This window comes from Spirulina subsalsa PCC 9445, from assembly GCF_000314005.1.
GTDB classification, from domain to species: Bacteria; Cyanobacteriota; Cyanobacteriia; order Cyanobacteriales; family Spirulinaceae; genus Spirulina_A; species Spirulina_A subsalsa.
Genome location: NZ_JH980292.1, coordinates 2951069 through 2977589 on the forward strand (window position 1 = coordinate 2951069; position 26521 = coordinate 2977589).

Below are 26521 nucleotides of genomic sequence, written 5' to 3' on the forward strand. Positions count from 1 at the left end.
GTTCAAAGAGCCGTTAAATGTGTTTTTAGGGCTTTGGCAGGGGAACTATCAGAATCAAACCCAGTTATGGGCGAGATGGTGGGATGGGGAGGGGAATCTCTTGTTGACGGGGGAGGAAAGGGCGCGCATCGCGGAACAGCAGCGAGACGCGGCGGAACAGCGAGCTAGAGAACTGGAACAATCCCAAGTACAGGCGATTGCTCGTTTGTTGCAGCTAGGGTTAACCCCGGAACAAGTGGCTGAGGCGCTGAATGTTGATGTTTCAAGGGTCGTTTAGGGGAATTTTAAGGGAGAGGGGGAGAGGGGGAGCAGGGGAGCAGGGGAGAGGCAATCTCCCGACTCCCGACTCCCGATTCCCGACTCCCAATTCCCAATTCCCTGTTCCCTGTTCCCCGTTCCCTGTTCCCTGTTCTCTGGGTTTTAACTGGTCAAGATTGGGGTTTACTCTTCTTCTAAGGCTTCGGGGTTCTCGGTTTCGCTTTCTCCACTGGTGGGAACAATGGCAATGGCGGCGATCGCATCATCTTCATCCAAACGCTGCAAACGAACCCCCGTCGCCATCCGAGACTGGGGAGAAATGGCACTCACGGCCTGGCGGACGATAATCCCCCGATTGGTGATTAACATTAACTCACTGTCCTGATAGACGATTTTTAAGCCCACTAACTCATCCTGTGGCATACGGAAACGAATCGAGCGCAAACCAATCCCCGCCCGTCGTTGTAAGCGGAATTGATGCACCGGAATCCGTTTCCCGAAACCCCGTCGCGTCACTACCAACACCCAAGGCCCCTCGGTGACTTCGGTGATCACTTCCTCGCTCCCGTTGAGGTCTTCGCTAGTCTCCTCCTCCTCTTCGCTCTCACTATTGGCAATCTTCGCCGCAATTTGAGCCGGGAGAATGTCCATACTAATCAACTGGTCATTATTGCGCAGTTTCATGGACTTAACGCCCCGCGTCGCTCGTCCGAGGGGGCGCAGTTGTTCGTCCCCCACTTTAAAATGAATGGCCATCCCCTGCTGAGATCCCACAATGACGCTATCTTCCGAGGTGGCCAAGCGCACCCAGCGCAGTTGGTCGCCTTCGGCCAGGGAAATGGCGATTAAACCATTGGTGCGAATATTACTAAAGGCATCAAGGGGGGTTTTTTTGATGTAGCCTTTGCGGGTTAACATGACCAAAAACTGATCATCGGTAAACTCGCTCACGGCCACTAAAGAGGTGATCTTTTCATCCCGGGGGATGGGCAACATCTGGACAATCGGCACCCCTCGGGCGGTACGGGAGGCGGTGGGAATTTTGTAGGCATTGAGACAGTAGACTAAACCGCGATCGCTAAAAAATAACACCTTGTCATGGTCACAACAGGTCAAGAAATGTTCTACCCCGTCATCCTCCTTAATTTTCGCCCCCGCCCGTCCCCGTGTGGCGCGGTTTTGGGCTTCAAAGGTAGAAACGGGCATCCGTTTAATATAGCCCTGTTCCGTTAACAGAATCATGGCCGGCTCATTGGCAATTAAATCCCGCTCATCTAAATCCCCCTCTTGTAATAAAACCTCCGTCCGACGGGGGGACTCATGAATAGTTTTAATCTGGGTCGCCTCTTCGATAATAATGGCGTTAATCCGTTCTTTCCGTGCCAGAATGTCCTCAAGGTCGGTGATTTGGGCTAATAGTTGTTCGTGTTCGGCGGTAATTTTTTCCGCTTCCAAGGCCGTTAAACGGCGTAACTGCATCTGTAAGATTGCATCCGCTTGGACTTCCGATAAACCAAAACCCTCGATTAACTCCTGTTTCGCGCTGGCTGTATCGGCAGCCGCCCGGATGAGGCGAATCACCGCATCTAGATTTTCCAGGGCAATGAGTAACCCTTGTAAAATATGATCCCGTTCTTGGGCTTTGCGCAGTTCGTACTGGGTGCGTCGGGTAATGGCTTCCACGCGGAAATCGAGGAAGACCTCTAAAAAGCGTTTCAGGTCAAGGAGTTGGGGTTCTCCGTTCACGAGGGCTAACATATTGGCCCCGAAGTTGGTACGCAGGGGGGTTTGTTTGTAGAGATTATTTAACACCACCCTCGCCACCGCATCCCGCTTAAGTTCGATGACAATTCGCATTCCGTCGCGATCGCTTTCATCCCGGATATCTGCAATGCCATCAATGCGCTTATCATTGACCAACTCGGCAATTTTTTCAATCAGTGCCGCCTTATTGGTCTGATAGGGTAACTCTGTAACAATAATCGCCTCTCGGTCAGGACGGCCGCGCTGTTCGATTAACTCAATCTGGGCTACCCCTTGCATCGTAATGGAGCCGCGTCCGGAAAAGTAAGCGTCCCGGATGCCCGAAGTCCCCAGAATCTGCCCCCCCGTTGGGAAATCAGGCGCCTTAACATGGTGCATTAATTCCGCAATGCTAATTTCCGGGTTTTCGATTAAAGCAATCAAACCATCCACCAACTCCGCTAAATTGTGGGGGGGAATATTGGTCGCCATCCCTACGGCAATTCCCGAGGAACCATTTAATAACAGTTGGGGAATCCGCGAAGGCAAAACCACAGGTTCTTGTTGAGAACCGTCGAAATTATCGGCAAAATCAACAGTTTCCGACTCAATATCTCGCAGGAGTGCATTAACCGTCAGGCGATGTAAACGACACTCCGTATAACGCATGGCCGCCGGAGGATCATTGTCCACTGACCCGAAATTCCCATGTCCATCAATCAAGGGATCTCGCATGGAGAAGTTCTGCGCCATGCGTACTAGGGCATCATAAACCGCCGTATCCCCGTGGGGGTGGTATTTCCCTAACACCTCCCCCACCACCCGAGCGCATTTCCGAAACGGTCGATCTGGAGTTAACCCCAATTCATACATCGCGTAAAGAATGCGACGGTGAACGGGTTTGAGTCCGTCCCGCGCATCTGGCAACGCCCGTCCAACAATGACGCTCATGGCGTATTCCAGATATGACCGGGACATTTCGTTACTCAGGTCAGTAGGGACAATTCGCTCCTGCGAGGCAGTCATAAAATGAAAAACTCCATTAAATTGCTTATAAGGCAGATAAACAATAAAAAGCAGCCTAATTTGCCACTTTTTGCCTGAAGACCCGCCTAATTTTGCGTCTTGTGTTTAAATATTTTAACATGATTTCCCCCAGTTTGACGGGGTTAACCGCTTTTCGTCACCCGGATTTCAGGGGGCAATCGGAGCGGGAATTCTCAAGCTGAAGCGGCACCACAAGAGGACGTGATGGGGGACTATTAAATCAACATTAAGAAATGTTGCAAAACATGAGGATATAACGGAGACTCTCGTATATTTGAGGATGAAACTTAATAGTTTTTACGGATTTTAGAGTCCAAGGGTGTTCGTTACAGTCTAAAAATCCTGATCCATATCGTGGGATTCACTAGGGTAGCATTTTCCTTTTAAGTATATTTACTCTGAGGTCTGTCAAATTTCGTCACGTTTTGCTAAAACTTTTTGCTGAAACTTTTTGCCAGCAATAGGTTGCTCATTTGCGCTCCTATTTTTTGCTCAATTAAGGATTAAGTTAACTTCATGGTCAATTCTGCTCTCGCCCGCTTGCAAGGGCGTTCTAGTGCGGCGAAAAACCCTCTCAAGCGCTTGATGCACGGGGATATTACCCAACGTTTTGCTCGTTTTTCTTCAGTCCGCAAAACTTATAGCGTAATGCAATCAATCCGACAATATTGTTCTGGGGAGTTATATCCGCCTGAATTAAACATTGCAGAGTGTTCTGTTTTTGACTGGTCTAGTTTGACCAAACATATGGAAAATATGCACCGGGCGGGGGTTTCTTTGGGGCTACAATTGCCCAGCCAGATGGTGGAGGAAATTCAGGACTATGCTTTACATACCCCTTGCCGAGAACCTAATTATCACCGGGATTTTTATATTTCAGAAGTCCATAATGGTTACTTACCCGATGGTCATTCCGTCATCCGCGCTTTAGTAACAGATACCCCCAGCAAAACTTGTCCGGCTATTGCTCAACTGTTATCCGATCCCTTCCTGCTAACCATTGTTCGGAATTATCTCCACTACTACCCAACAGAAATTAGCTGGCATTTGACTTGGAGTATTGCCTCTCCTCTGCCTGATGAGGTGATTCGTCAACAGTATCCCCCGGCCAGTTTTCACTATGATATTGCCGGATATAATTTCATGACCGCTTACTTTTATATCACCGATGTAGAGGCCGATTCTGGCCCCCATGTGATGATTCGAGACTCTCGCAGGGATAAACCCTTGAAAATGCTAATTTCTGGCGGTCGTCAAAGTGATGAAGCGGTGTTAGGATATTATGGCAAGGACAAAGAAATGGTCATCACGGGTTCACGAGGATTCGGTTTTGTACAGGATCCCTCTTGTTTCCATAAAGTGAAACCTCCGAAGACTTCTCATCGTCTCTTGTTGCAAGTTCGCTATTCGTAGGGAACTCCTCTAGTGTTACGATTGAATCAATCAGGGTGTTCTCTCCTAGTCTTTTGATCCAGGGTGCATTTGCCTTTTCTCTGCTCTCCTTGCCTTGCCCTACAGTTGGCAACAAATGCTGTTAGAATTGGCCTGAAAAATTGTTACAAGATAATTGAGTGGGATTTTGCGCTAGGATAGCGTGATCCCGCGTTCTGCTAGAGTTTGTAAAAACCAATGGGTGGGAACAGCTTCCTCAACCGACCAAACGCCGGGTTTTTGGAGTGTTCCGGTGAGAATTCCCTGGACAATGCCCCCGGTTCCCTGTCCAGCGATTTGGGCGGTGTTGGGATGGGAGAGTTGCGATCGCACCCTACAAGGTTGATGATCCTTCCAGCCCTCCACTTCCACCTGAATAGCCACCCCCACCCCACTAAACCGATCGGTAAATTGGGTCATTTTGTAGGACACTTGGGCTAAAAATTCGCTGCCGTTGATTAGCCAAGACTTGGGGAAAACATGGGCAGTCGTCCAAGTTAAATGATTATAAAAATCGGGGTAAGAGCCGAACTTCGTAATCACATTTTGCACCGTCGGAAAGCTTTTCACTAAACTATGGGTTTCCGGCATATCGTACCAATACACACCGATAGAGCCACCGGGCGGGGGAAATGTGACCTTTTGGCGATCGCTATAAGGTTGAATCATTTGCCATTTTCCCCCTAACCACGCCTGAAACGGTTCTTTTAAGCCTAAAAACGTCGTGCGCATCACCGTTAAGCCAGCCCCTCCGGAACCCCCCACCCCATAATAAAGACGGATGGTTTCCGCCCGGTCCAACTGTTCCACCCCATAGCGGACTAAACTGTTAGACATTCCCGGAAAAATACCCGTACTCACAATGGCCGTTACCCCCGCTTGTTCGGCCTTGGGGTGATAAGGTAGCAGTTTCTGAACAAAACCGTAGGAATCGCTCACGTCCACATAATGCACCCCCTGCTCAACACAGTGTTTTAACACCGCTCCGGTGCGATGGTGAAAGGGGCCAGCACAGTGAACAACGAGGTGGTATTGTCCTAGGATTTGGCGTAACTGTTCCTCCTCTTCTATCTCTAATGGTATAGCGGGATAGGGGCAGTCTTTGGGGGGATGGTGACGGTAGGTGAGGGTAATCTGTGCCTCGGTAAAACGGGCAACATCGGCGGCCACATTGCCCCCAATGCGACCACATCCCCCTAAAATTAGCACCTGGGAATTACTCATTATTCTGCGCCATACCACTCCGTCAGCCATTGCCGCATTTGGCCAATTTCGGCCGCTTGAGAGTCAATAATCCCTTGAGCGAAAAGCTGCATCTCCGACCGTTCAGACTTGGCTTTTAAGTCCTCTGCCATCATTAAAGCGCCTTCGTGGTGAGGAATCATGGCTTGGATAAAACGCTTCTCAAACTCCTCATCGGCTTCTCCTAAGTCCATCTCCATGCGCATTGCACTGATTCGAGCGGCAGACATGGGAATCATTTCATTGGTTTGTGCATCCCAAGCCATTGGCGTTTCCGGTGCGTCAGGATACCAAGTCTGTCGCCATTCCTGCATCTGGCCAATTTCTTGAGTTTGTGCCTCGATAATTTCTGTCGCTAAGGCCAATAATTCGGGCTTTTGGGATTTGGCTAAGACTTCTTGAGCCATCATCACCGCCCCTTCATGGTGGGGAATCATGGCATCAATAAAGCGTAGATCAAAAGCGTCATCGGCCGGACCGAGATCCATGCTCTCATGATCCATATGGCTATGATCTATTTGATTTGTCTCGCTGGGAGCTTCCATGGCGGTTTGTTCTTCTGAGGGGGCTTCCTCCATTGAGGTGGGAGCAGAACTACAAGCCCCGAGGAGTCCGGCGATCGCTAAAGAACTTAAAAGCAGACTGTTAATCCGAAAAACCATACTTTCTCTCTGAATTCAACACTAAGCTCATCCTAGAGTCTCCCCCTTACAGGAGGGTCAAGGTTATGTCGAGAATCGGGGATCAGGGGAGAGGGAAAGACGAGGAATTAAGACTTATTACCCATTACCTATTACCTATTCCCTGTTCCCCGTTCCCTGTTCCCTAAAGTTGTACAACATCACTCAGCAGTAAAACCGAGACGACTAAGAGAATAGTAGCGGCCGCTAAGTCCATTGTTTTGGGGGAAACGCGCTTGGCTAACCACCACCCCAAGAGACAACCGATTAAACTGGTGGCAATGAGTGCGATCGCTGCTCCCCCGAACACAATCCAAGGGGCTTGAGATTCCGCACTCATCAACAAAGTAGCCAACTGGGTTTTATCCCCCATCTCAGCCAACAGAATCGTGATAAATGTGGCGTTAAACGTTGCCCAGAAGCCCATAGAACGCCTTGTAATGGGTTTTAGGTCATTTTGATTCAAATTAGCTTTTTCTCGGCTAATGAGCGCCTCTGGATGCTTCTCTGTTAAAGGTTCAGTCGCAGTCACAATTGTCTTTGTCCTATCAGGGTTTGATGGTGATTTCATTGTGTCAAGGCAAGAGGCAAAAGGCAAGAGGGAACAGTAATCTACTTACCGTCACCCCCGTTCATCAAGGTAATATTTCCGGTGTTTGCGGTGAGAGGCTCGGAGGCGATAAAATAGCCGCACCGTAATACTATAACTCGCACAAGATACGACGACACCCATCACGAAACAGCCAAAAAACAAGCGTCCTGCCACATCTCCCCCCAGATCTAACAACTGTTCGAGAGACTGACCGCTAATTTGACTGAAATCCATCGGTTCCCCCCCCAATAACCAACGGCCAATCCGGTAATTCATGGCAAATAGGGGAACATAGGTGAGGGGATTACTCACCCAAGTTCCCGCAGCGGCCGCAATTTTATTCCCTTGAACAAGAGTCGCTAGGAGTAAACCGATCAGAGTTTGTAGACCGAAAAGGGGGAAGAATCCAGAAAAGACACCCACGGCCACTCCTCTTGCGATCGCCTCGGGACTCCCCTGTAACCGGGCCAAGCGATAATACCAATACCGACCGCGACGCATCCACCAAGGTTGTAAGCGTTTAGTAGGTTTCATAAAGGGTTTGAACTCGGAGGAAGACTGCTGCATCGCTATGTTTAACCTTTGTTAGGGAAATCTAAAAATATTATGATCTAGCCTAGCGAAAATTCCCCCCATTCCACAGTTAGATTGTGACAGGGGATTCAATGTAGACCGTAGGATCTTGGGTGACGAACTCTAAACCATACCCAGCTAACTGTTTAGAAATATTTTCATTAGCTAGTTCAAGTAGACGCTTGCGTAATTGAATAGAATCTTCATTAGACCCGAGAATAAAAAAGGTCACTCTGGCACGAGTTCCGGGTTTTCCCTCAACTGAAACCAGACTAATTTTTGTACTACCGGGATCAATCCCTGTGATGCTATCTGTAGCCGCCTTAATAATTTGTTCTACCATAGCCTGTTCTTGCTCTTTTAGGAAGCGTAAAAAGTCCAAATAGAGCAAAACCATCACCTTTTTCCCCCTTGTGATATTTTCAATCTCCCAGTCCGCCAGTTTAGAATTGGGAATAATCATCAGGGTACTTTTCGCGGCCGTGCGGATTTTCGTGGATCTCAGACCAATAGACTCCACCCGGCCATAAATCCCATTAGGAAGGCGAATATATTCCCCGCGACTAAAAGGACGATCCAGATAAATCACCACGGTTCCGATCATTTGGGATAATGCGTTATTGGCCGCCAAACCAATGGCCCCAGCAATAAACCCCAAACTGGCCAGCAGTCCAAATAAATCAATGTTGCGAGTGCGTGCAAAGGCGATCGCGGCAAAAACCCCAATTAAAATATTCACCACCAGTTCAAAAGGTAACACCAACTCATCCGCCTCTAACCCCACACGCTGCATAAAACTAATCCCATATCCCCGCATCAATTGACGAAATAACCGCGACAGTAACCACGCCACACTGATAGTAACCGCCAACTCCAGAAAGGGGAGAATAAAATTATAAACCGGGCGATATTCTTCCAACCAAACGAGGGAAAGATTGATTAAAATTAAAGCCGTTGCCGTTTTTAATTCTCCCTGCAACGGTTGAGTCAGTGTCTCATAAATTTCTCGTCCCTGTTTCGGCAAAAAACGATAAAAAACAAGCCGCAACAGTTTAGGTCCAATATTCCCTAAGAGGATAGAGAGAAAAGCAAAAACGAGAAAGATCAAATAACTCGGTATATCTGATCCTTCCAGGTTGGGGATAAAGTTAACGAAAAAATTGTAAATTTCACTCATGACCTCTAGATTGTAATCGGTGAATCAACATTAATCGTGCGTTCTTCTAAGGCAAAGCCAATGCCGTATTCTTTTAATTGTTTGGCGATATTTTGATTCGCAATATCCAGTAACTGGCGACGTAAATCCATTGAAACCTCCCCAGACCCTAAAATGAAGAAACTAATCTGAGCTTGAGTAATCGCAACTTCTCCCTCTTGATAGGTATCGCTAAAATCAACCCCGGTACTACGGGGGTCAATACCAAAAATATCCCGGGTACTTTCGACAATAATTTGTCGAATAAAAGCCTTTTCTGCTGATTCAATTTTGCGGTCAAAAGTAAGATAGAGTAACGAAATGACTTTTTTCGCCCCGGTAAAATTTTCAATACTCACCTGGGTTAACTGACTATTCGGGACAACGACTAAAGTTCCTTTACCAGAGGTACGGATTCGAGTGGAGCGTAATCCGATAGATTCTACCCGTCCAAAAATACCATCAGGTAAACCAATATAATCGTCAACAACAAAGGGACGATCTAAAAAAATTACAATTCCTCCTAATAATTGTTCGAGGGTTTTCTGCGCAGCAAAAGCAACAGCTAATCCCCCAACACCTAAACTTGCTAAAAGTCCTAAAATATTTAACTCGTGGGTTTGAGAAAAAATAATAGTAATGACAAAAAAAACTAAGCCATTAGCGGATATTTTGGCTAATATCAATAACTCACTATTAATTTTTCTCCGATTTTGAATCGCAATATCCAGCAAATAAATATCAAAAAATCTGCCAAAAATACGAGATACTAGCCACCCCATAATCAAGGCAGTGATTAACCCCAAGAAGGTTTCTCCATAATCCCAGATAGGTTTAAGGGGGAGGGTTAATAAAATAATATCACTGGCGAGCAGGAAGAAAATGATCAAAAGGATATTTTGATCAGGAGCAACAATTTGTTGATAGGTGGTTTTCCATTGGGGGGAAAAAAGGTTTCTCAGTTGTTTGTTGATGCTATTGGCAATCAACAGGAGAACGAATAAGAGTAAAAGGGCAGCGAGGGCGAGTAAAGTGTAACTGATCAGGGAGCTACTCAGGGTAATTTCTGGTATTTTTTCTAACATCGTGTCAATTAGTGAGCAGTGAAGTTAAGGCTTTCCACCTAATGCGTTCAAAGGCAACTACAAACGAAGAATTGTTATAGTCAAGTTAAGGGTTTACACCTAATGCGTTCAAGGGCAACTACAAACGAAGAATTGTTATAGTCAAGTTAAGGCTTTACACCTAATGCGTTCAAGGGCAACTACAAACGAAGAATTGTTATAGTCAAGTTAAGGGTTTACATCTAATGCGCTCAAGGGCAACTACAAACGAAGAATTGAGACTGGAATCCTACGAACTGACCTTTTATAGACCTTAGCACCAAATAACCTCGCTAGGGAGGTGATGGGGAAGGATAAATAAGGATAAATAAGGATAAATGAGGAGAACTGGCGACTGTCTTGGTGCAGAGAATTCGCTAAAATGCCAGTAATAGTTAGGGCTTGCTGTTCACTTCGTGACGCTCCGCGTTCGCGTTCGCGTTCGCGAAGCGTTGCGTAGCAAAGCGTTGCGTAGCAATATAACTCTACTCCGGGTGGGAAACAGGGAACGGGAAGGAACAGGGGGAATCGGAAAAAGGCAAGCCTTTTTGATGATTTATCCCTAAAACCTTGCAGTTTCTCGCTGTTAGAAGTCAAGGGAACAGGGAACAGGGGAAATTCAGGTTTTTGCCCTCAAGTCTATTTAATTTGGTATAAACGGCTGAAAGTCCTAGTAACCCTCCTTAGAGGGATATTCAGCAGACCCTAGTTAGGTGGGCTAGGGAACCGGGAACAGGGGAGAGGGGGAGTGGATAATGATTGCCTATTGCCTATTCCCGACTCCCAATTCCCTTAATTTCTAACGTTGGACTGTAACTTATGAATGCTCCGCCACCTGCGTTTCGCGAGGTGGGGGTGTCTACAAGGATTTAGACCTACAAACGCGACAAAGCCCGCTCTAATTTATCCGTTGCCTCCTCGATTTCCTCCGCCGAAACAATCAGAGGAGGCACAAAACGCACCACTTGGGGACCTGCCGGAACCAATAATAAACCTTCCTCCATTGCCGCTTTAATAATCTCAATCGAAGAAACACTAGCCGTTGTTTGGAGTTCAATCCCGTTGATTAACCCCCATCCTCGCACCTCAGCAAACAGATGAGGCGTTTTGTGGGTCAGCGCCCGGAGATTTTTCCGCAACTGTTCTCCCCGCGCCTGGACATTTTGTATAATATTGTCCGCTAACAAAGTTTTCCCCACCGCCAAACCGACCGCACAAGCGAAAGGATTGCCCCCAAAGGTACTGGCATGATTTCCCGGTTCAAACAGATTACAGCTGTTTTTGCACATCATCGCCCCAATGGGAATCCCTCCGGCTAAACCCTTGGCACTGGTGAAAATATCCGGTTCAATGCCTAGATTTTCGTATCCCCAGAGTTTCCCGGTGCGTCCCATGCCCACTTGTACCTCGTCTAAAATGAGCAGTAAACCCACCTCATCGCAAATTTTGCGCACCCGCAGGAAATAATCTAAATCCCCCGGACGGACACCCCCCTCACCCTGTAAGGGTTCTAACATAATCGCCCCGACGCGACGGTTGCCCTCGTCGAGTTCCCCAATGGCATTTTCCAGCGCCTCAATGTCGTTATAGGGGACATACTCAAACCCCGGCATCAGGGGGTCAAAATCCTTTTGATATTTCGGTTGTCCTGTGGCGGTAATGGTGGCTAAGGTGCGACCGTGAAAACTGGCTTTCGCCGTCAAAATAACTGGGTACTGAATCTCTTGGACAACATGGGCATATTTGCGCGCCAATTTAATCGCCGCTTCGTTGGCCTCTGCCCCGGAATTACAGAAAAATACCTGATCGGCACAGGAATGATTTACAATCCATTCGGCCAGTTCTCCTTGTTCCCGAATGTAGTAGAGGTTAGAAACATGATGGAGTTTTTGGATTTGCTCCGTAACGGCTTGTACCATAGCCGGATGAGCATGGCCGAGGGTACAAGTGGCAATCCCGGCGACAAAATCTAAATAACTTTTTCCGTCAGTATCCCAGACGCGACAGCCTTCTCCCCGTTCTAGGGCAATGGGAAAGCGTCCGTAGGTGTTCATAACGTAGGTATTGAAGCGGTCTATCTCGAAGGGAGAATTTCCGGTAGAAGTGGGTACAGCAGGAGAAGGAATAAGAGTTTCTGGACTCACGGGCTAACTCCGTATTTTCATAATAATTTGGGTCTTTACCAAATGTTAAACGGAATCCTGCTGAGATTTGGGATTTTAGATTTTAGATTTTAGATTTCGGGGATAGAACGACCTGATGGCTCGGATTAGGAGGCAGGAAAAGCGGTTATGGCAGGAATTGTTAGGCGGAATCCTCGGGCTGGGGGGGGTTTTCTGTTTAGGGATCTTTTGGTACTGGTATGTTGAGGGCTGGTCTTTAACGGAAGCGGCCTATATGACGATGATTACCTTGGCTACGGTGGGGTTTTCGGAGGTTCGACCCTTAGATGATCGCTCTCGTCTGTTTACGATGGTATTAATTCTATTGGGGATTATCTCCATTGGTTATATTGTTAACCGCTTTACGGAAGCCATTATCCAAGGCTATTTTCAAGAAAGAATTCGCGAGAGGCAGAAGAGACGCTTGATTGAGAGTTTCCAAGATCATTATATTATCTGTGGCTATGGGCGGATGGGTCATCAAGTTGCCCTGGAGTTTGCGGCGGAAAAAATTCCTTTTGTGATTGTAGATAGTGACCCAGAGTCGGTATCGGAAGCCCAACATGATGGTCACATGGCGGTACAAGGGGATGCGACGCTGGATGATTGTTTGCTGGATGTGCGCATTGATCGGGCGGCTTGTTTGGTGGCGGCTTTGCCTTCGGATGCGGAAAATCTCTATACGGTGCTGTCGGCTAAAACGTTGAATCCTCAACTGCGCACGATTGCCCGGGCGAATAATCAGGAGGCGGTTCTGAAGTTGAAGCGGGCGGGGGCGGATGCGGTGGTGTCGCCCTATATTACGGGGGGGCGACGGCTGGCGGCGGCGGCGTTACGGCCTCGGGTGATGGATTTTGTGGATGGGATTATTACGGGGGTTAATCGTTCGTTATATCTCGATGAGTTTTTGTTATCTTCTAATTCGGGGGGCTGTGTGGGGCAAACCCTGAGTGATACCAATTTACGGGCTTTGTCGGGGGCGTTGGTTTTGGCGATTCGGCGGGAGGATGGAACGTTAATCGGGGGGCCGACGGGGGACACGCGCTTGATGGAGGGGGATTTATTGATTTGTATGGGGACGGCGGAACAGTTGCGGACGTTGCGGCACTTGTTGGGGGGGACTCGTCCTTCTGGTCGGTGGTCTAAGGCTTGAGGATTTGGGTGAAACTTAATAGGAGACGGGGACAGGTGTTAATGGCCTGCTCGAATTTTTGCCGGGAGAGGAAGAGGACGGTGCAGGGGGTGGTGGCGATTGCTGCGCAACGCTGCGCGGATGCAAATTGTCGAGGAATGCCTGCTTTTTGGGGGGCGGGACTGTCATCAAACAGACTCATCTCACAAAAGGTTTGCCCCGGTGTAATCACCCTTTCTAGCACCCCAAACCCTTCTCCAACCCGCATTTCCACCCGCCCTGATTCTACGAGATATAGGCCGGGTTTGGAACTGTGGGAGGTGTAAATAATGCTGCTGGGGGTGTAACTTTTTTGATCCAAAATGGGGTTAATGGCGAGGAGTTCCTCTAAAAAGAGGTGGCGGAAAAAGGGGGTTTCTTTGAGGAAGAAGATTTGATGCAGAAACCAGTCATTCTCTGGCAGGTTTTCTTGATAGCCCAAGGTTAGGGAGTGGGCTAAACGCTGAATCAGAGGATCTGGGTCGGTGAGGTATGATGTGGGGAGCAGGTGACGGTATTGGGGCAGGTCTTGGGAGATGACAAATAAACCCCCAACCCGAATCCAACGATCCCGAGTGTCTAAGACCTCTTTCAGTAGGATTTCGGGTTCTAGTAAACGGTCGGAACGGGAGGGGAGATGATTTTCCAACAGGGGGACGAGGGGCAGGACAAAACGACGGTGTTTGAGGGAGAGTAGGGTTTCGACGGCATTGGCGCGTAAACGGGGGTCGGGGCTGTGGAGAATTTGCCGAATATCCCGCAGGGTACCTTCTCGATCTAAACAGGAGAGGAGGTATAAAACCCGGTGGAGGAGTCGTTGTTGATAGTCTTGAAGGATGACGGCTAATTGTTCCCACATGGGGGCATCTAGGGGCATTTGGGCTAACCAGCGCTCGGTTTGTTGTAGCAGTTGGTAGCGGGGTTTAAAGGACTGATAGAGGAGGTGGGTGGCTTGGGGGGTGCGTACTTTGGCGACACTGGCGATCGCGGCTTCTCGCACTTCGGGACGGGTGGCGTTTAGGTAAATATTGGCTACTTTTAACCCATCATTGCCATAACTGGCTAAGGCACTGGCCGCCCACATTCGCACATTTAAATCCTCGTTGTTGAGTCCGGTGGCAATGGCCAGGAGTAAATCGGGATGACGGATGATGCCGAGGAGTTTTAGTGCGATCGCCCGCACCAAACTATCAGACTCCGCCAAATAGGATTCCGCCCACTTCCCTAATGCCAAATCCCCCGGCCGCGCCAAGGTTGTTAAGGCTTCTAAACCCTGTCTAGTAATCTCTGTGGGGGTATCGGCTAATAACGTTTGCAGCAGGGGGACAAATTGGCGGTTCCCGGTTCGGCGAATAGTACGGATAATGGTCTGTTGGGTCGCGGTTTCTAAGGGAGAGAGCCACATTTCCTGACAGATTTGTTGCAATTGGGCATCCCCACGCCCCACCGACGCAACACACACCAAGGCGCGGATTTGGGGGTTCACGGTGTCTAGCAATTGCTCTAATTCCGACCGAGAAAAGGGATACTGACTGGCAATCAGGGCTTCTAGGGCTAAAAGGCACAAGTCGGGTTTTTCCCCCCTCAGCAAGGCCTGCACATACTGCACTATGTCCGGGCGGCGACTCTGACTTAAATAGGTTACTAGGACTTGACGGATTCTCTCATCTGTGGTATGCAGGAGGGGTTCAACGAGGGGCAGAAACTGCTGGCTGGCTTCAGCCCAGGTTGCCAATTCTAAGCCCAAAATCTGATCACTGCGTTCTTGACTCCTTAAGAGGTTTTGAATTTCTTCCCGGTAGGAACCAGGTAAACGCAGGCCTTCCTGCACATCTTTGACCTTGACGACTCCAGTTCTTAACATGGTGAGTAAGGATTGCAGGTAACTTTTGCCCATGTGATAACGCAGGACAAAAAACGCTCCACTTAACACTAATCCCCCATAGCCCACCTGTAAGGGGGTTAAAAACAGTTGGGACAGTTGCAATAAAACCCCGGCCGTCGCTAATCCCAAGGCGAAAAATAACCCATTGCCAATCACTCGCACTCGCCCCACCAAAGCATAAGGCACCGCATTATAATTCAGGGACTGGATGGGTTGATTTAAACTGTCTTCAATGCCGTTAGTGTTTAAATTGGCAAAGACGGCCGTTCCTAAATTCCCTTGCCAGACTAATCCTCCAAAACTGGCTAAGGTGGTGAGGGGGTAAATTAAACTAATCCCTGTGACCCCTAATAGGCGAATTAAGGGCTTCGTCACGAGGGCTAATAACACCAAGGGTAAAACACTATTCACCACCCGCACTATGCCTAAAAAACGGGTTAAATCTTGGTCATCGGCAAAGGTTTGAGAGTAGATGCTGTAATACTCAAATTCAGCCAAACTGTAGAGCAAAATGAATAAAAAGGTACTACTACAGAGAAAGGAAATAATCGGATATTGACGCAAGAGGTCGGGCAACTGGTTTAAACTCTTGAGTAGGGATTCTGGGGACTGAAGGTGGCAGACTTCGAGGGGGGTTTCTGTTTTCTCTAGATAGAACAGTTGACCGATCATGATCCCGTAACAGAGGGGTAGGTAGAGTAACACATCTTGGGGGGATACCCATGAGACTAACCCACTGAGTAGGGCCCCGCCCAATAAACCGCCCACCGCGTTGGCCATGCGCAAAATGGGGGTGTAGCGCTTCCAGTCCAAACTGGTGAAATAATCGGAGACTAAACTGGGGAATAAAACCTCGGTCATGAGAATCCACTGCACATACAGCCCAATGTGGATGAGGTAATAAATGGGCAAAGTGTCCAGAGGCAGGAGAAACCAAGCGAGGAGACTAAAGGCAATAGCTACCCCTAATAATAGACGGCAGAGTTTGGGGCGGCTGGTGGTATCGACAATTTGGGAGAGTCCCCCGTAGATGGGGATGGACAGGATTCCCATGAGGACATAGGACAGGGGCAAATAGGCAGCCCCGGCACGATGGAGAAAGAGGGAAGTCCCCAAAGTTAAGGCAATAACGCCAAAGGTGGTGCTTGAAACGGCTAAGAACAACAGGTGAAGGAGGCCCCGTTGTTGAATCGTCGCTCGCTCAAAACTGGGTTGAATCATAGGGAGGTGGCGGGTCTAGAAAAGAAAAATTCGGGGAGGGTGGGGATTCTATCCCTCGATCTAACATTTCGTCGGGGTCGTTGTCGATGGGTGGACGAGGGGGAGGAGGGGGGAGGGTTTCAATGTCGGTGGGAATGGCGGCTTTGAGAACCGATTCACTCTGAAAATCCAGCCTTTCCTGCTCAAAATTGGGGATGACTTGCTGGACTAATAATTCTTCACATTGGTTTTGAGCGTTGGCAATTAATACGGTGGCTTGATGGCCGGTTTTGATGACTTCGGCGCGATCGCGCTGGGCAAAGGCCACAATAATCACCCGATCTCCCACGGAACACAAATGACTGGCGGCTCCGTTAATCTCGATACACCCGGATTCAGCTTCCCCCGGCAAGACATAGGTGCTAAAACGATGACCATTTTGGGAATTATAAATCTGAACCTCTTCTAGGGGGAAAATTCCCACCTGTTCCATTAAACGCCGATCAATGGTAACACTCCCCATATATTCAGGATTGGCGCGAGTAATCCGCACTTGATGGAGTTTGGCGTGCATTAAACGAATGGTCGTCATAGAAAACCTCCCAGAAATCCGTGATAATAAATCATTAATCCTCAATTTCTCCTAGCCCTCATTCCATTGCCCTATGTTCCCCATTATTTATTCTGAACGCTTTCTTGACCATGATACGGGGTCTTTTCACCCGGAACGTCCTGCCCGCTTAACGGCTATTGTAGAAGCTTTAAAAGCGGCTTCTTTTGCCCATCAGTTAACGTGGTATCAACCGACTCCCTTAAATGAACGGAATGTTCTCCCTTGGGTGCAACAAGTCCATACTCCAGATTATCTTGAAGAGGTGCAGGCGATCGCAGGCCGACGGGGAGGGGGGATTTTAGATCCCGATACTCCGGTTTCTCAGGGGAGTTATGAGATCGCCCTTTTAGCGGTCAGTGGGTGGTTAGATGGGGTGGATCTCGTCTTAGCGCACAATCGCCCGGCCTTTGTTGTAGCACGTCCTCCGGGTCATCATGCCGAACCGGAGCGCGGGATGGGGTTTTGTTTGCTCTCCAATGCGGCGATCGCGGCTCATTATGCTCTAGAACAGCCCAACATTCAACGGGTGGCTATTTTTGATTGGGATGTTCACCACGGCAACGGCACCCAATACGCCATAGAAACGGATCCCCACATTGCCTATTGTTCCCTGCATCAGTCTCCGTTTTACCCCGGCACGGGACAAGCCTATGAGCGAGGAATGTATAAAAATGTCTTAAATTTGCCCTTGCGCGCTGGCTCCACGGTGACTGACTATGAGGGGGTGATTAAGCAGCAAGTCATCCCGTTTTTCCAACATTTTCAACCGGATTTAATTCTAGTCAGTGCGGGGTATGATGCCAATGCAGATGATCCTCTGGCGGGGATGAAGTTACAACCGGAGGATTATGGTCAGTTTACCCGCTTATTACTTCCCCTGACCCCTCGTCTCTTATTTGGTTTAGAAGGGGGCTATGATCTAGAGAGTTTAGGTCAGTCTGTGGTGGAAACCGTCGGCAGTTGTCTGTCCCTAGGGTATGAATAAGTTTAGGTAAGGTGACTGTTCCACTACCTCCCGAGTACACTCTCAGAATTACGGGAAAATAGCGGGAGCATGAAAGCCTCCATCTTTTAAGTGGGGGATGAAATGCGACACGAGCGGTTTTAACCGCCGTGATGTTAATTTCTTTCCAACGATGTGATAGCCTAGGTTGGCGCAGCCTGCGCGAAGCGCATAGATTTAAGAGTCAAGAACTTAGTCAAGAATCATTACCCAGATTCGATGAGCAAACAGTACCCCAATCAAGGCGATCGCATCTGGCAATATTTCTGCCAATATTCTTGGGCGATTGCCCTTATCTTAGGTATTCTGGCAGCCTTCTGTTTTCCTCCCCCAGCCAATTTTTAAATTAGGGCTTGCTGAATAAGTCCGAGAGTTGGGGAGTCGGGAGTCGGGAGTTGATTAGTATTCCCCATTCCCTATTACCTATTCCCTATTCCCTCTCCCCTGCTCCCCAATTAGAATCATAATTAAGCAAACCCCCCTTAAGAAACCATTGCTCCTCGTCCTAATAACCAATAGGTTTTCATGTTCCCTTTCCCCTTCACAACAATAGAACCGCGTTCCTCTAAAATGAACTGGTCTTTCAAGCGCTCATAAGTAACAGCAGTCACCTGAATTTTACCCGGTTCTCCCAAAGATTCCATCCGCGAAGCCACATTAACCGCATCCCCCCACAAATCATAACTAAACTTACGAATTCCAATCACCCCCGCTACCACAGATCCCGTATTAATGCCGATGCGCAATTGGAAAGGTTTTCCATCCTTTCGCTTAAACTTAGCAATTTCCTGCTGCATATCTAACGCCATTTCTGCCATAGCCTCTGTATGATCCTGACAAGGAGTTGGTAATCCACCCACCACCATATAAGCATCACCAATGGTCTTAATTTTTTCCAGATGATACCGTTCAGCTAGATGATCAAAACGGGAGAAAATTTGATTGAGAACACTAACCAACTCAATAGGAGGCGTTTGAGCAGAAAAAGGAGTAAATCCGACAATATCAGCAAAAAGAATCGTTACTTCTGCAAATTGTTCAGCTAAAGATCCCTCAAATTGTTTAAGTCGAGTGGCAATTTTCTGAGGTAATATATTGAGTAATAATCGTTCTGATTTTTCCTGTTCCAAGCGCAAAGCTTCTTCAGTTTTCTTTCGTGCGGTTAAGTCAGTCCCCACGGAGAGAATCTGAAAATATTCCCCCTGACTATTCACCAAGGGTTTATGAGTCCAAGATAGCCAAACACGCTCCCCATTTTTACAAATACTTTCATTTTCATGGGATTTATAAGATTCAGGATTTTGACAAATATCGGTGATCAGTGCCGCTAAATCTTCGCCTGAACTGCCTTGAGAAGGGACAATACTCCCCACAACAGGACGACCTAAAATTTCCTGTTCTGTATAACCAAAAAAATTCTGACCGTATTCATTTAAAAAGCGAATATATCCGTTTTTATCCCAACGTAAAATAATACAATTAGCCGTTTGCACTAAATCCCGATATTGAATTTCACTGGCTCGTAATGCCACTTCTGCCTGTTGACGATCGGTAATATCCCGCGCTACCCAAATCACCCCATGATCTGGCATTGGGGAGATAGTTGCAGAAAACCAATAAATTTTGTCTTCACAGGTTAATTCATAATCAAGGGTAATACTTTCTTGGGTTTCACAGACTCGGGTGAGTTGTTCTGTCCAAAGTTGACTATATTCATCTTCGCGTAAAAACTGCATAATTGTTTCATCAATTAACAGGGTTTGCTCTAAATTGTGGGTAGCATGGGTGGGGATCACTTCCACTCCGGCAATCTTGCTCTCTTCTAAAGTTAAAATAATGACAATATCCGTCATAGCGTTAAAGATTGCCCGCATTTTTCCTTCTGAAGTCAGCAATTTGTTTTCTAGGAGTCGCCGCTCTTGAATTTCTTGTTGAAATTTTTCATTCTGTTCTTGTAAAGTTTGCTGTAAAAACCGTAACGTTAAATGGGTTTCAATGCGAGCTAAAACTTCTTCAGCTTGGAACGGTTTTGTGATATAATCAACCCCACCCGCTTGGAAGGCTTGAACTTTATTGTTGACCTCATCTAAGGCACTAATAAAAATAATGGGAATGTCTTTAGTCCGGTCTTGTTGTTTCAGATGTTTGCAGACTTGATAACCATTCATCTGGGGCATATTAACATCGAGTAGAATCAAATCTGGGGGCATGGCGGCGGCTGAACGGATGGCCATAGCCCCACTTAATGCTGTCCGCACTGCATACCCTTTATCTAACAACAACTGAGAAAGTAGCCGCAAATTATCGGGTGTGTCGTCCACTATAAAAATACTGGGATGCACCGGAAAAACTGTCATAAGGGTAGGCAAACCTAGGAGTAGACAAAAGGAACAGATTTAGCAAAAATCTAGCGAAACAAGACAGGATTCCAGAAGGCTAAACTTTATAAAGCATGGTGTATTAAGGAGTATCTAAAACCTGTTGTGTAAGATTCACAATGGTTTCAAATTCAAAGTTATTGCCCCATTGTTTTAAACCCTCAGCTAAGTTATAATAAGTAGGAGAGAGTTTAGCTAAGATGGGTAAGAGTTGTTCTACACTACACTGCATGGCAGCGAGATGTAATTCTTCAACCCAAGCCCGATCTAAGGTTAATAAATCTGCTTGTATGGTTTCTAGTGTGGGGACAGAAGCCCCTGCTCTCGGGTTGGTGATTTGGGTTACTTCCTCAGAGGAAGCATAAATATATTGCACCCCTAGATACTGTGCCATTTTATCTAACAGCATGGACTCCTGAAAGGGTTTGCGGACAAAATCATCACATCCGGCGGCTAGTACTTCGGCGCGTTGTTCTTCAAAGGCGCTGGCGGTGACGGCGATAATCACGGTGTGGTGGGGGTGATTTTCTTCAAGACGGCGGATCTGTTTGGTGGCTTCTAAACCGTCTAAAATGGGCATTCTAATATCCATCCAAATGAGATGGGGGTGCCAGGTTTGCCAGCAATGAATCGCTTCTTGACCATTTTCGGCGGCTTGGAGTTGAAAACCGAGTTTTTGTAGGAGAGTAACGAGGAGTTGCCGACTTTCTAGACGATCTTCGACGACCAGAATACGATAGGGGGGTTGCTGGGGGGCTAAATGGATGACTTGACGGGGAGGATTGGAGGAGGGAGAGGGGAGGGGAGAGCCTAGTCGCACAGGGATTTGAAAGCTGAAGGTGGAGCCCTGGCCGAGTTGACTTTGTACGGTGAGTTCTCCCCCGAGGAGTTGGACAAATTGACGACTGATGGCGAGTCCTAAACCTGTGCCTTGTTGGGATTTGCGCCCGCTTTCGGTTTGCCCAAAGGGGGAAAAGAGCAGGGTGAGTTCTTCGGGGGAAATGCCTAGGCCGGTATCCTGTACGGTGAATTTGAGGATGGGGGGATGGTTGGTGAGACGGGTGGTGGTGAGGGCGACTTGTCCGCTTTCGGTGAATTTTAGACCGTTGCTGAGGAGGTTAAGCAGGACTTGACGGAGTTTGCTTTCGTCGGTGTGGATGTATTGGGGGAGGTTGTCGTCACGCTGGAATTGCAATTGTAGGCCTTTGGTTTGGGCTTTGATTTGCATGAGGTCTTCTAAGGAGTCTAACAGACGGTATAAGTCAAAGTGATCTTCATGGAACATGACTCGTCCGGCCTCAATTTTGGACATTTCTAGGACATCGTTAATGAGGGTGAGCAAGTGTTCTCCACTGCGGTTAATGATGCTGAGATATTCTTGTTGTTCGGGTTTTAGTTGGCTAATGCGACTGAGGAGTTGGGTAAAGCCAAGGATGGCGTTGAGGGGGGTGCGGAGTTCGTGGCTCATGTTGGCGAGAAAGGCGCTTTTGGCGCGGTTGGCAGTGTCGGCGGCTTCTCGGGCTTGAATGAGGGCTAATTCTTGCTGTTTGGATTCGGTGACATCGACTTGCACGCCTGTCCAGAGGATGGAGCCGTTGGGGAGTTGTTTGGGTTGGGCGAGGGAACGAACCCATTTTTCCCCACCGTGATGGGGATATATGCGGGTGAAGAGGTCGTAAGGGGTTAAATGGTTTTGGGAGTAGGCGATCGCATTTAAGAGGGTTTCTCGGTCTTCTGGGGCGATTCTTTCCCACAGGGCGCTGGTTTCTAGGGCTTCTTGGGGGGTGATGCCATAGAGTTCCTGTACCCCGTCACTAATAAAGGTCCATTGGTGGTGTTCGGAACCTTGACTGATGGCTTCAAAGACCATGCCCGGTACACTGGCGGTAATGGCTCGTAATTGGCGCTCACTGTGGCGTAATTCTGCCTCCATCTGTCGCCGTTGTTTAATTTGCTGCTGAAGTTGCTGATTTTGCCGATCCAGTTTCGCCCGTTGGTGTTTTTCCTGTTGTAACAGTTGGGCGTGAGCAATGGCAATCCCGACCTGTGCCGCGACAGCTTCTAAGAGTTCCATTTCATCGGGAGTCCAACTCCGGGGGTGAGCGCATTGTTGCAAGGTAATTAAACCATTGGGTGCGCCCTGATAGGACGTGCGCACACTTAACAACGATTGGGTATCGGGGGGAAACAACCCCGGCAGCGAAATCTGATCGGATGCGATCGCCCGATCTTCCCTTAAGGCTGCTTCCACATAGCCATAATCGGCGATCGCAATCATAGCCTCAGAACAAGAGTAACCCCCCTCCACATACTCCGCTACCTGACGCAACTGAGGAGGATCTCCCGGCACATATAACCGTAAATTACAGCGACTGACCTCAAAAGCCTGCCCCACCTGATTCACTGTAATTTGAAAGATTTCCTTCGGGTCTAAAGAAGAACGAATGCGTTGAGTAATTTCACCCAATAATACAGCCCGGCGCATTTGTTGCTGTAGCGCCACCTCCGACTGTTTCGCTAAGGTAATATCGCGAAAATTCCACACCCGCCCCACAATTAAATCCCCTAAACGTTGGGGTTGGGAATACCGTTCCAAAATCCGTCCATCTTTAAACACTAAAACATCATAACTATGAACTTCTGGCTGACTATAAATTTCTATAACCCGTGTTATAAATCCCTGGGGATCTTCCAATTGATCCGCTAATTTAAAAGTCCGTTGACGAGGATTTGGTAAAGTAAAATCCCCCTCCTGCAACTTCCACATTTCTAAAAATTTTTTATTATAACTAATAATTTCTCCCATCCGATCCACCGCTAAAACCCCATCGGCAATGGATTCAAAAATTGCCCGCAATAACGACAAAGAACGCTCTAAAGCCTCCTCCGCATTCTTCCGTTCTGTAATATCCTCTAATACCCCCACAATGCCTAAAGGTTGACCCTCGCTGTCATAAAGCGGAATTTTGCTAATATCCAGCCAAACCTTTTTCCCTTGGACTCCTTCCCGGTATTTCGTGGCAATGCTATGTAACTTTGGCTGTTTTTGTTCAATGATTTTCTGGTCTTCTTGGCGGAATAGTTTGGCGACTTCAGGATCCGGGATAATATCCTCATCACTTAAGCCCACCACCGCTTCAGGATTATCAAAACCTGCCGCCGTTGCCCACTTTGTATTGCAACCTAAAAATCTAGAACTCGCGTCTTTCCAAAAAACTTGTTGAGGAATTTTTTCCAGAATTAATCTTAAATAACTAATCGTTTTCTCAAGCTGTACTTTAACTCGATAAAAATTAAATGTTGTGACTTTTTCATGATAAACTCTAAAATGTTCCTGACAGCGAATATGTATTTTTTCTGAAACTAAATCCTCTCCATAAAATAGGTCACTTACATCATAACGGCATAACCAATTAATTGGTAATGCGGCCAGATCTTTTTCGCGGACATAAAGCACAATACGCAAAAAGGGGTTATGAATATCTTTGCGAATATGACGAATTAAATTGAGACTATCTTGAGGGGTAATTCCAGTATAATCAATCCAAAGAGCAAACCCATTAGCATCTTCCTGCAATCGTTCTACAACATCAGGAACAGAATAGAGAACAACCGCTTGGAACTTATGGCCATAAAGCGTCTTTAAGTTGGTGCTAGAGAGACATCCTCGGGAAAAAATGCTAGGTTTCCGTCGGCTTTTTTCCTGCTTACCTAAACTAGGCTTTGCAGCAGATTGAGATTCTCTAAAATACTGTAAGGCAAGCGTCAAGCTTTGAATAAACTGGGGATCTCGCCCCAAAATCAACACATTCCAAACCTGAGAACTAGACATCTTTGCACCCCCAAGGAGGCTATGTTTTGGCAATCCTACTAATGCTAATGACTGGTGCGGAGAGGGATAATTTTGTAACTTGTTATTGCCTCAAATTTCAATCGATCGATTCATCGAAGTTTCTCTTATCCTCAGTACATCAACACGAATGTTAACTAGAACTTCCTGAAGCAAGAGTTGCCACAATAGTACAATTTCGTCCAGCCGCTTTGGCTTGATATAATGCCGTATCGGCGGCAATCACTAATTCATCTACTGTTGTTCCGTGTTCAGGAAAACAAGCCACTCCAAAGGAAATACTAATCTGGTTTAAATCTTGTTCCCCATAGGACAAATTCAAGCGATGAATGCCTTGCCGGAGAGCTTCAGCAATTCCCACCGTATCGGTTAAAGATGTCCCCGGTAACAGTAACAGAATTTCCTCCCCGCCATACCGATAAACACTATCGACATCTCGGACATTTTTCTGTAGAAACTCACAGACTTCTTTTAACACAATATCCCCGGCTTTGTGACCAAATTCTGTGTTAAAGGTACGGAAAAAATCAATATCGCCTAAAACTACACCAACGGATTGTTTCCAATGGCGCGCCCCCTGCAAAATATTTTCAAAATTTTGATCCAAATAACGCCGATTAAACAAGCCTGTTAGGGGATCTCGAATACTCTCATTATGGAGTAATTGTTCCACTAAATCCCCGTGTTCTGTAGTGGTTTCCAGCAAAATTTGCAAATCAGAAATATCTCGCGTGACCATCCCGATTAAAAATTGCAATGCCCGCATGGTTTTGAGGCGATTACTAATTTCTTCTTGTAAACGCTCATTAGTGGCGTGTAACTCTGCTTCGATAAAATCAGCATGGCTGGTGACATTTTCTAGCAGCATTTTTAAATCGGCGTTTTCTTGTTCTAGAATTGTCACCTGCGCACAGAGTCTTTGAATTTCAAGCTCTAACCTTGCTTGAGAAGGGGGGTTAGTGGTCATCATCACTTCCGGGGCCATGAGCAAAAAGCAAACTCTAGAGGGTCGTTAAATCAATGATAACCTGATTTTCAGGCTGAGTCTTGTCGGTGTGAGCAAGAACACTTAGTCAGGTCTTGTAACCCTATTTACAGTGATCCGTACAAGTGATCTGTAACGGTGGCGGATTATGAATACGGAGAGGGAGCCAGGAAGTTAATAATTGATCTAGCAATTTCCCTACTGGCGAGGTACAGAGTCTCTACCTTGAGGGAACAGGGAACAGAGCGTCTAACAAAGGTCTACCTCATGAGTCACGAAAATGCCATAGTTACCAGAGAATAAAAAGTTAACCTTTTACGCTTTGGCCTGATAAGAGTTTAGGAGTACAGCATCCCCGTACCTTTTGGTCGGGGATTGTCAAACGAACGCTTTAACGGAACATACTACTTACAGAACTGTCTTCGTGAATCCGCCAAATGGTTTCGCCAATTAAATTGGCCACAGATAAGACCGTTAACTGTTTAAAACGATTTTCTTCTAAGATGGGGATGGTATTGGTAACAATAACCTCTTCTAGGACTCCACTGGAGAGCCGTTCAATGGCGGGGGGAGAAAAGACCGCATGGGTGGCACAGGCGTAAACTTGCCGCGCTCCCACTTCTCGCAGTAGTTTTGCCCCTTCACAAATGGTTCCGGCTGTATCAATCATGTCATCAACGAGGACGGCGGTTTTCCCTTTTACGTCTCCGATGACGTTTAATACTTCGGCGACGTTGTGGGCTTGACGGCGTTTATCAATGATGGCTAAGGGGGCATCGTTGAGCTTTTTGGCGAAGGAACGAGCGCGAGCTACACCCCCAACGTCCGGGGAGACGACGACTAAATCCGGGAGTTGTTTACTGGCGAGATAACTGAGTAGAACAGGTGAACCGTAAACGTGATCAAAGGGGATGTCAAAGTAGCCTTGAATTTGGGCGGAGTGTAAATCCATGCCGACAATGCGATTGGCTCCGGCTTGGGTCATCAAGTTGGCCACGAGTTTGGCGGTGATGGATTCCCGTCCGGCGGTTTTGCGGTCGGCTCTAGCGTAGCAGTAGTAAGGAATGACGGCGGTCACTTGTCGGGCGGAAGCGCGGCGACAAGCGTCAATGATGATCAACAGTTCCATGAGATGATCATTGACGGGGTAGGAGCAGGGCTGAATGATGTAAACGTCACAGCCTCGGATGGATTCTTGGATTTGAATGTAGAGTTCCCCGTCAGCAAAGCGTTTTCGGATCATGGGTCCGAGTTCTAACCCGAGGTAGCGGGCGATTTCTTGGGCTAGGGGGATGTTGGACGAACCGGAAAATAACCGGAGGCGGTTATTATCGGATAGGGGGGTCAGCATTTGCTGAAGATTGATCGTTGCAGTACGGCTCACGGCAGACTCTTGAACCTCATTTCAGG

The 26521-nt window shown here is 47.5% G+C and carries 19 protein-coding genes; 5 read left to right on the top strand and 14 right to left on the bottom strand.

Annotated features, from left to right (window positions below; genetic code table 11):
• The first annotated feature begins 19 nt into the window (after positions 1-19).
• The gene (locus SPI9445_RS0113450) at positions 20-277 is read left to right on the top strand and encodes a hypothetical protein (RefSeq protein WP_017305278.1); all 258 of its coding nucleotides are present in this window, start codon (positions 20-22) and stop codon (positions 275-277) included.
• A gap of 164 nt (positions 278-441) precedes the next feature.
• On the opposite strand, the gene gyrA is transcribed toward SPI9445_RS0113450, so the two are convergent.
• The gene (gyrA, locus tag SPI9445_RS0113455; protein WP_026079775.1) at positions 442-3027 is read right to left on the bottom strand and encodes a DNA topoisomerase (ATP-hydrolyzing) subunit A; all 2586 of its coding nucleotides are present in this window, start codon (positions 3025-3027) and stop codon (positions 442-444) included.
• A gap of 537 nt (positions 3028-3564) precedes the next feature.
• Here gyrA and SPI9445_RS0113460 point away from each other — a divergent pair.
• On the top strand, positions 3565-4461 hold the full coding sequence (locus tag SPI9445_RS0113460; protein WP_017305280.1) for a hypothetical protein: 897 nt from the start codon (positions 3565-3567) through the stop codon (positions 4459-4461).
• A 171-nt stretch (positions 4462-4632) separates the two neighbouring features.
• Here SPI9445_RS0113460 and SPI9445_RS0113465 read toward each other — a convergent pair whose 3' ends face one another.
• The 7 genes from SPI9445_RS0113465 to SPI9445_RS0113495 all read right to left on the bottom strand — a co-directional run bounded on the left by SPI9445_RS0113465 (position 4633) and on the right by SPI9445_RS0113495 (position 12008).
• Positions 4633-5703 carry a saccharopine dehydrogenase family protein gene (locus SPI9445_RS0113465; protein WP_017305281.1) on the bottom strand — a complete coding sequence of 357 codons (1071 nt, stop codon included), beginning with the start codon at positions 5701-5703 and terminating at the stop codon, positions 4633-4635.
• Positions 5703-6383 (bottom strand): DUF305 domain-containing protein, encoded by a 681-nt coding sequence (locus tag SPI9445_RS25545; protein WP_017305282.1) that lies wholly within the window; start codon positions 6381-6383, stop codon positions 5703-5705. The genes SPI9445_RS0113465 and SPI9445_RS25545 overlap by 1 nt, the downstream gene beginning before the upstream one ends.
• 163 nt (positions 6384-6546) lie before the next feature.
• Positions 6547-6933 (bottom strand): TMEM165/GDT1 family protein, encoded by a 387-nt coding sequence (locus SPI9445_RS0113475; RefSeq protein WP_017305283.1) that lies wholly within the window; start codon positions 6931-6933, stop codon positions 6547-6549.
• 90 nt (positions 6934-7023) lie between these two features.
• The gene (locus SPI9445_RS0113480; protein WP_202803694.1) at positions 7024-7527 is read right to left on the bottom strand and encodes a DUF2062 domain-containing protein; all 504 of its coding nucleotides are present in this window, start codon (positions 7525-7527) and stop codon (positions 7024-7026) included.
• Between the two features lie 109 nt (positions 7528-7636).
• A complete protein-coding gene (locus SPI9445_RS0113485) occupies positions 7637-8743 on the bottom strand; it encodes a mechanosensitive ion channel family protein (RefSeq protein WP_017305285.1) in 1107 nt (368 codons plus the stop codon).
• Between the two features lie 5 nt (positions 8744-8748).
• Positions 8749-9846 (bottom strand): mechanosensitive ion channel family protein, encoded by a 1098-nt coding sequence (locus SPI9445_RS0113490; RefSeq protein WP_017305286.1) that lies wholly within the window; start codon positions 9844-9846, stop codon positions 8749-8751.
• A gap of 893 nt (positions 9847-10739) precedes the next feature.
• Positions 10740-12008 (bottom strand): aspartate aminotransferase family protein, encoded by a 1269-nt coding sequence (locus SPI9445_RS0113495; protein ID WP_026079777.1) that lies wholly within the window; start codon positions 12006-12008, stop codon positions 10740-10742.
• 115 nt (positions 12009-12123) lie between these two features.
• Here SPI9445_RS0113495 and SPI9445_RS0113500 point away from each other — a divergent pair, with 115 nt between their 5' ends.
• The gene (locus SPI9445_RS0113500) at positions 12124-13179 is read left to right on the top strand and encodes a potassium channel family protein (RefSeq protein WP_017305288.1); all 1056 of its coding nucleotides are present in this window, start codon (positions 12124-12126) and stop codon (positions 13177-13179) included.
• On the opposite strand, the gene SPI9445_RS0113505 is transcribed toward SPI9445_RS0113500, so the two are convergent.
• Together SPI9445_RS0113505 and panD are read right to left on the bottom strand one after the other, a co-directional pair.
• Complete coding sequence (locus SPI9445_RS0113505) at positions 13169-16303, bottom strand: HEAT repeat domain-containing protein (RefSeq protein ID WP_017305289.1); 3135 nt, start codon at positions 16301-16303, stop codon at positions 13169-13171. The two genes, SPI9445_RS0113500 and SPI9445_RS0113505, sit on opposite strands and share 11 nt — an antisense overlap.
• Positions 16284-16874, bottom strand: coding sequence for an aspartate 1-decarboxylase (gene panD / locus SPI9445_RS25550; RefSeq protein WP_017305290.1), 591 nt, complete (start codon positions 16872-16874; stop codon positions 16284-16286). The genes SPI9445_RS0113505 and panD overlap by 20 nt, the downstream gene beginning before the upstream one ends.
• Before the next feature lie 73 nt (positions 16875-16947).
• Here panD and SPI9445_RS0113515 point away from each other — a divergent pair, with 73 nt between their 5' ends.
• Both SPI9445_RS0113515 and SPI9445_RS31665 read left to right on the top strand, forming a co-directional pair.
• Positions 16948-17880, top strand: a complete 933-nt coding sequence (locus SPI9445_RS0113515) for a histone deacetylase family protein (RefSeq protein WP_017305291.1) — start codon at positions 16948-16950, stop codon at positions 17878-17880.
• A gap of 237 nt (positions 17881-18117) precedes the next feature.
• Positions 18118-18243: a hypothetical protein gene (locus SPI9445_RS31665; RefSeq protein WP_017305292.1), complete on the top strand. Its 126-nt coding sequence runs from the start codon at positions 18118-18120 to the stop codon at positions 18241-18243.
• 137 nt (positions 18244-18380) lie between these two features.
• On the opposite strand, the gene SPI9445_RS25555 is transcribed toward SPI9445_RS31665, so the two are convergent.
• The 4 genes from SPI9445_RS25555 to SPI9445_RS0113540 all read right to left on the bottom strand — a co-directional run bounded on the left by SPI9445_RS25555 (position 18381) and on the right by SPI9445_RS0113540 (position 26495).
• A complete protein-coding gene (locus SPI9445_RS25555; RefSeq protein ID WP_017305293.1) occupies positions 18381-20255 on the bottom strand; it encodes an adenylate/guanylate cyclase domain-containing protein in 1875 nt (624 codons plus the stop codon).
• Positions 20256-20358: 103 nt separating this feature from the next.
• Positions 20359-24108 carry a PAS domain S-box protein gene (locus SPI9445_RS28575; protein ID WP_017305294.1) on the bottom strand — a complete coding sequence of 1250 codons (3750 nt, stop codon included), beginning with the start codon at positions 24106-24108 and terminating at the stop codon, positions 20359-20361.
• 151 nt (positions 24109-24259) lie between these two features.
• Positions 24260-25096, bottom strand: a complete 837-nt coding sequence (locus SPI9445_RS0113535) for a GGDEF domain-containing protein (protein WP_026079778.1) — start codon at positions 25094-25096, stop codon at positions 24260-24262.
• Between the two features lie 406 nt (positions 25097-25502).
• Positions 25503-26495 carry a ribose-phosphate pyrophosphokinase gene (locus SPI9445_RS0113540; protein ID WP_026079779.1) on the bottom strand — a complete coding sequence of 331 codons (993 nt, stop codon included), beginning with the start codon at positions 26493-26495 and terminating at the stop codon, positions 25503-25505.
• Positions 26496-26521: the final 26 nt, after the last annotated feature.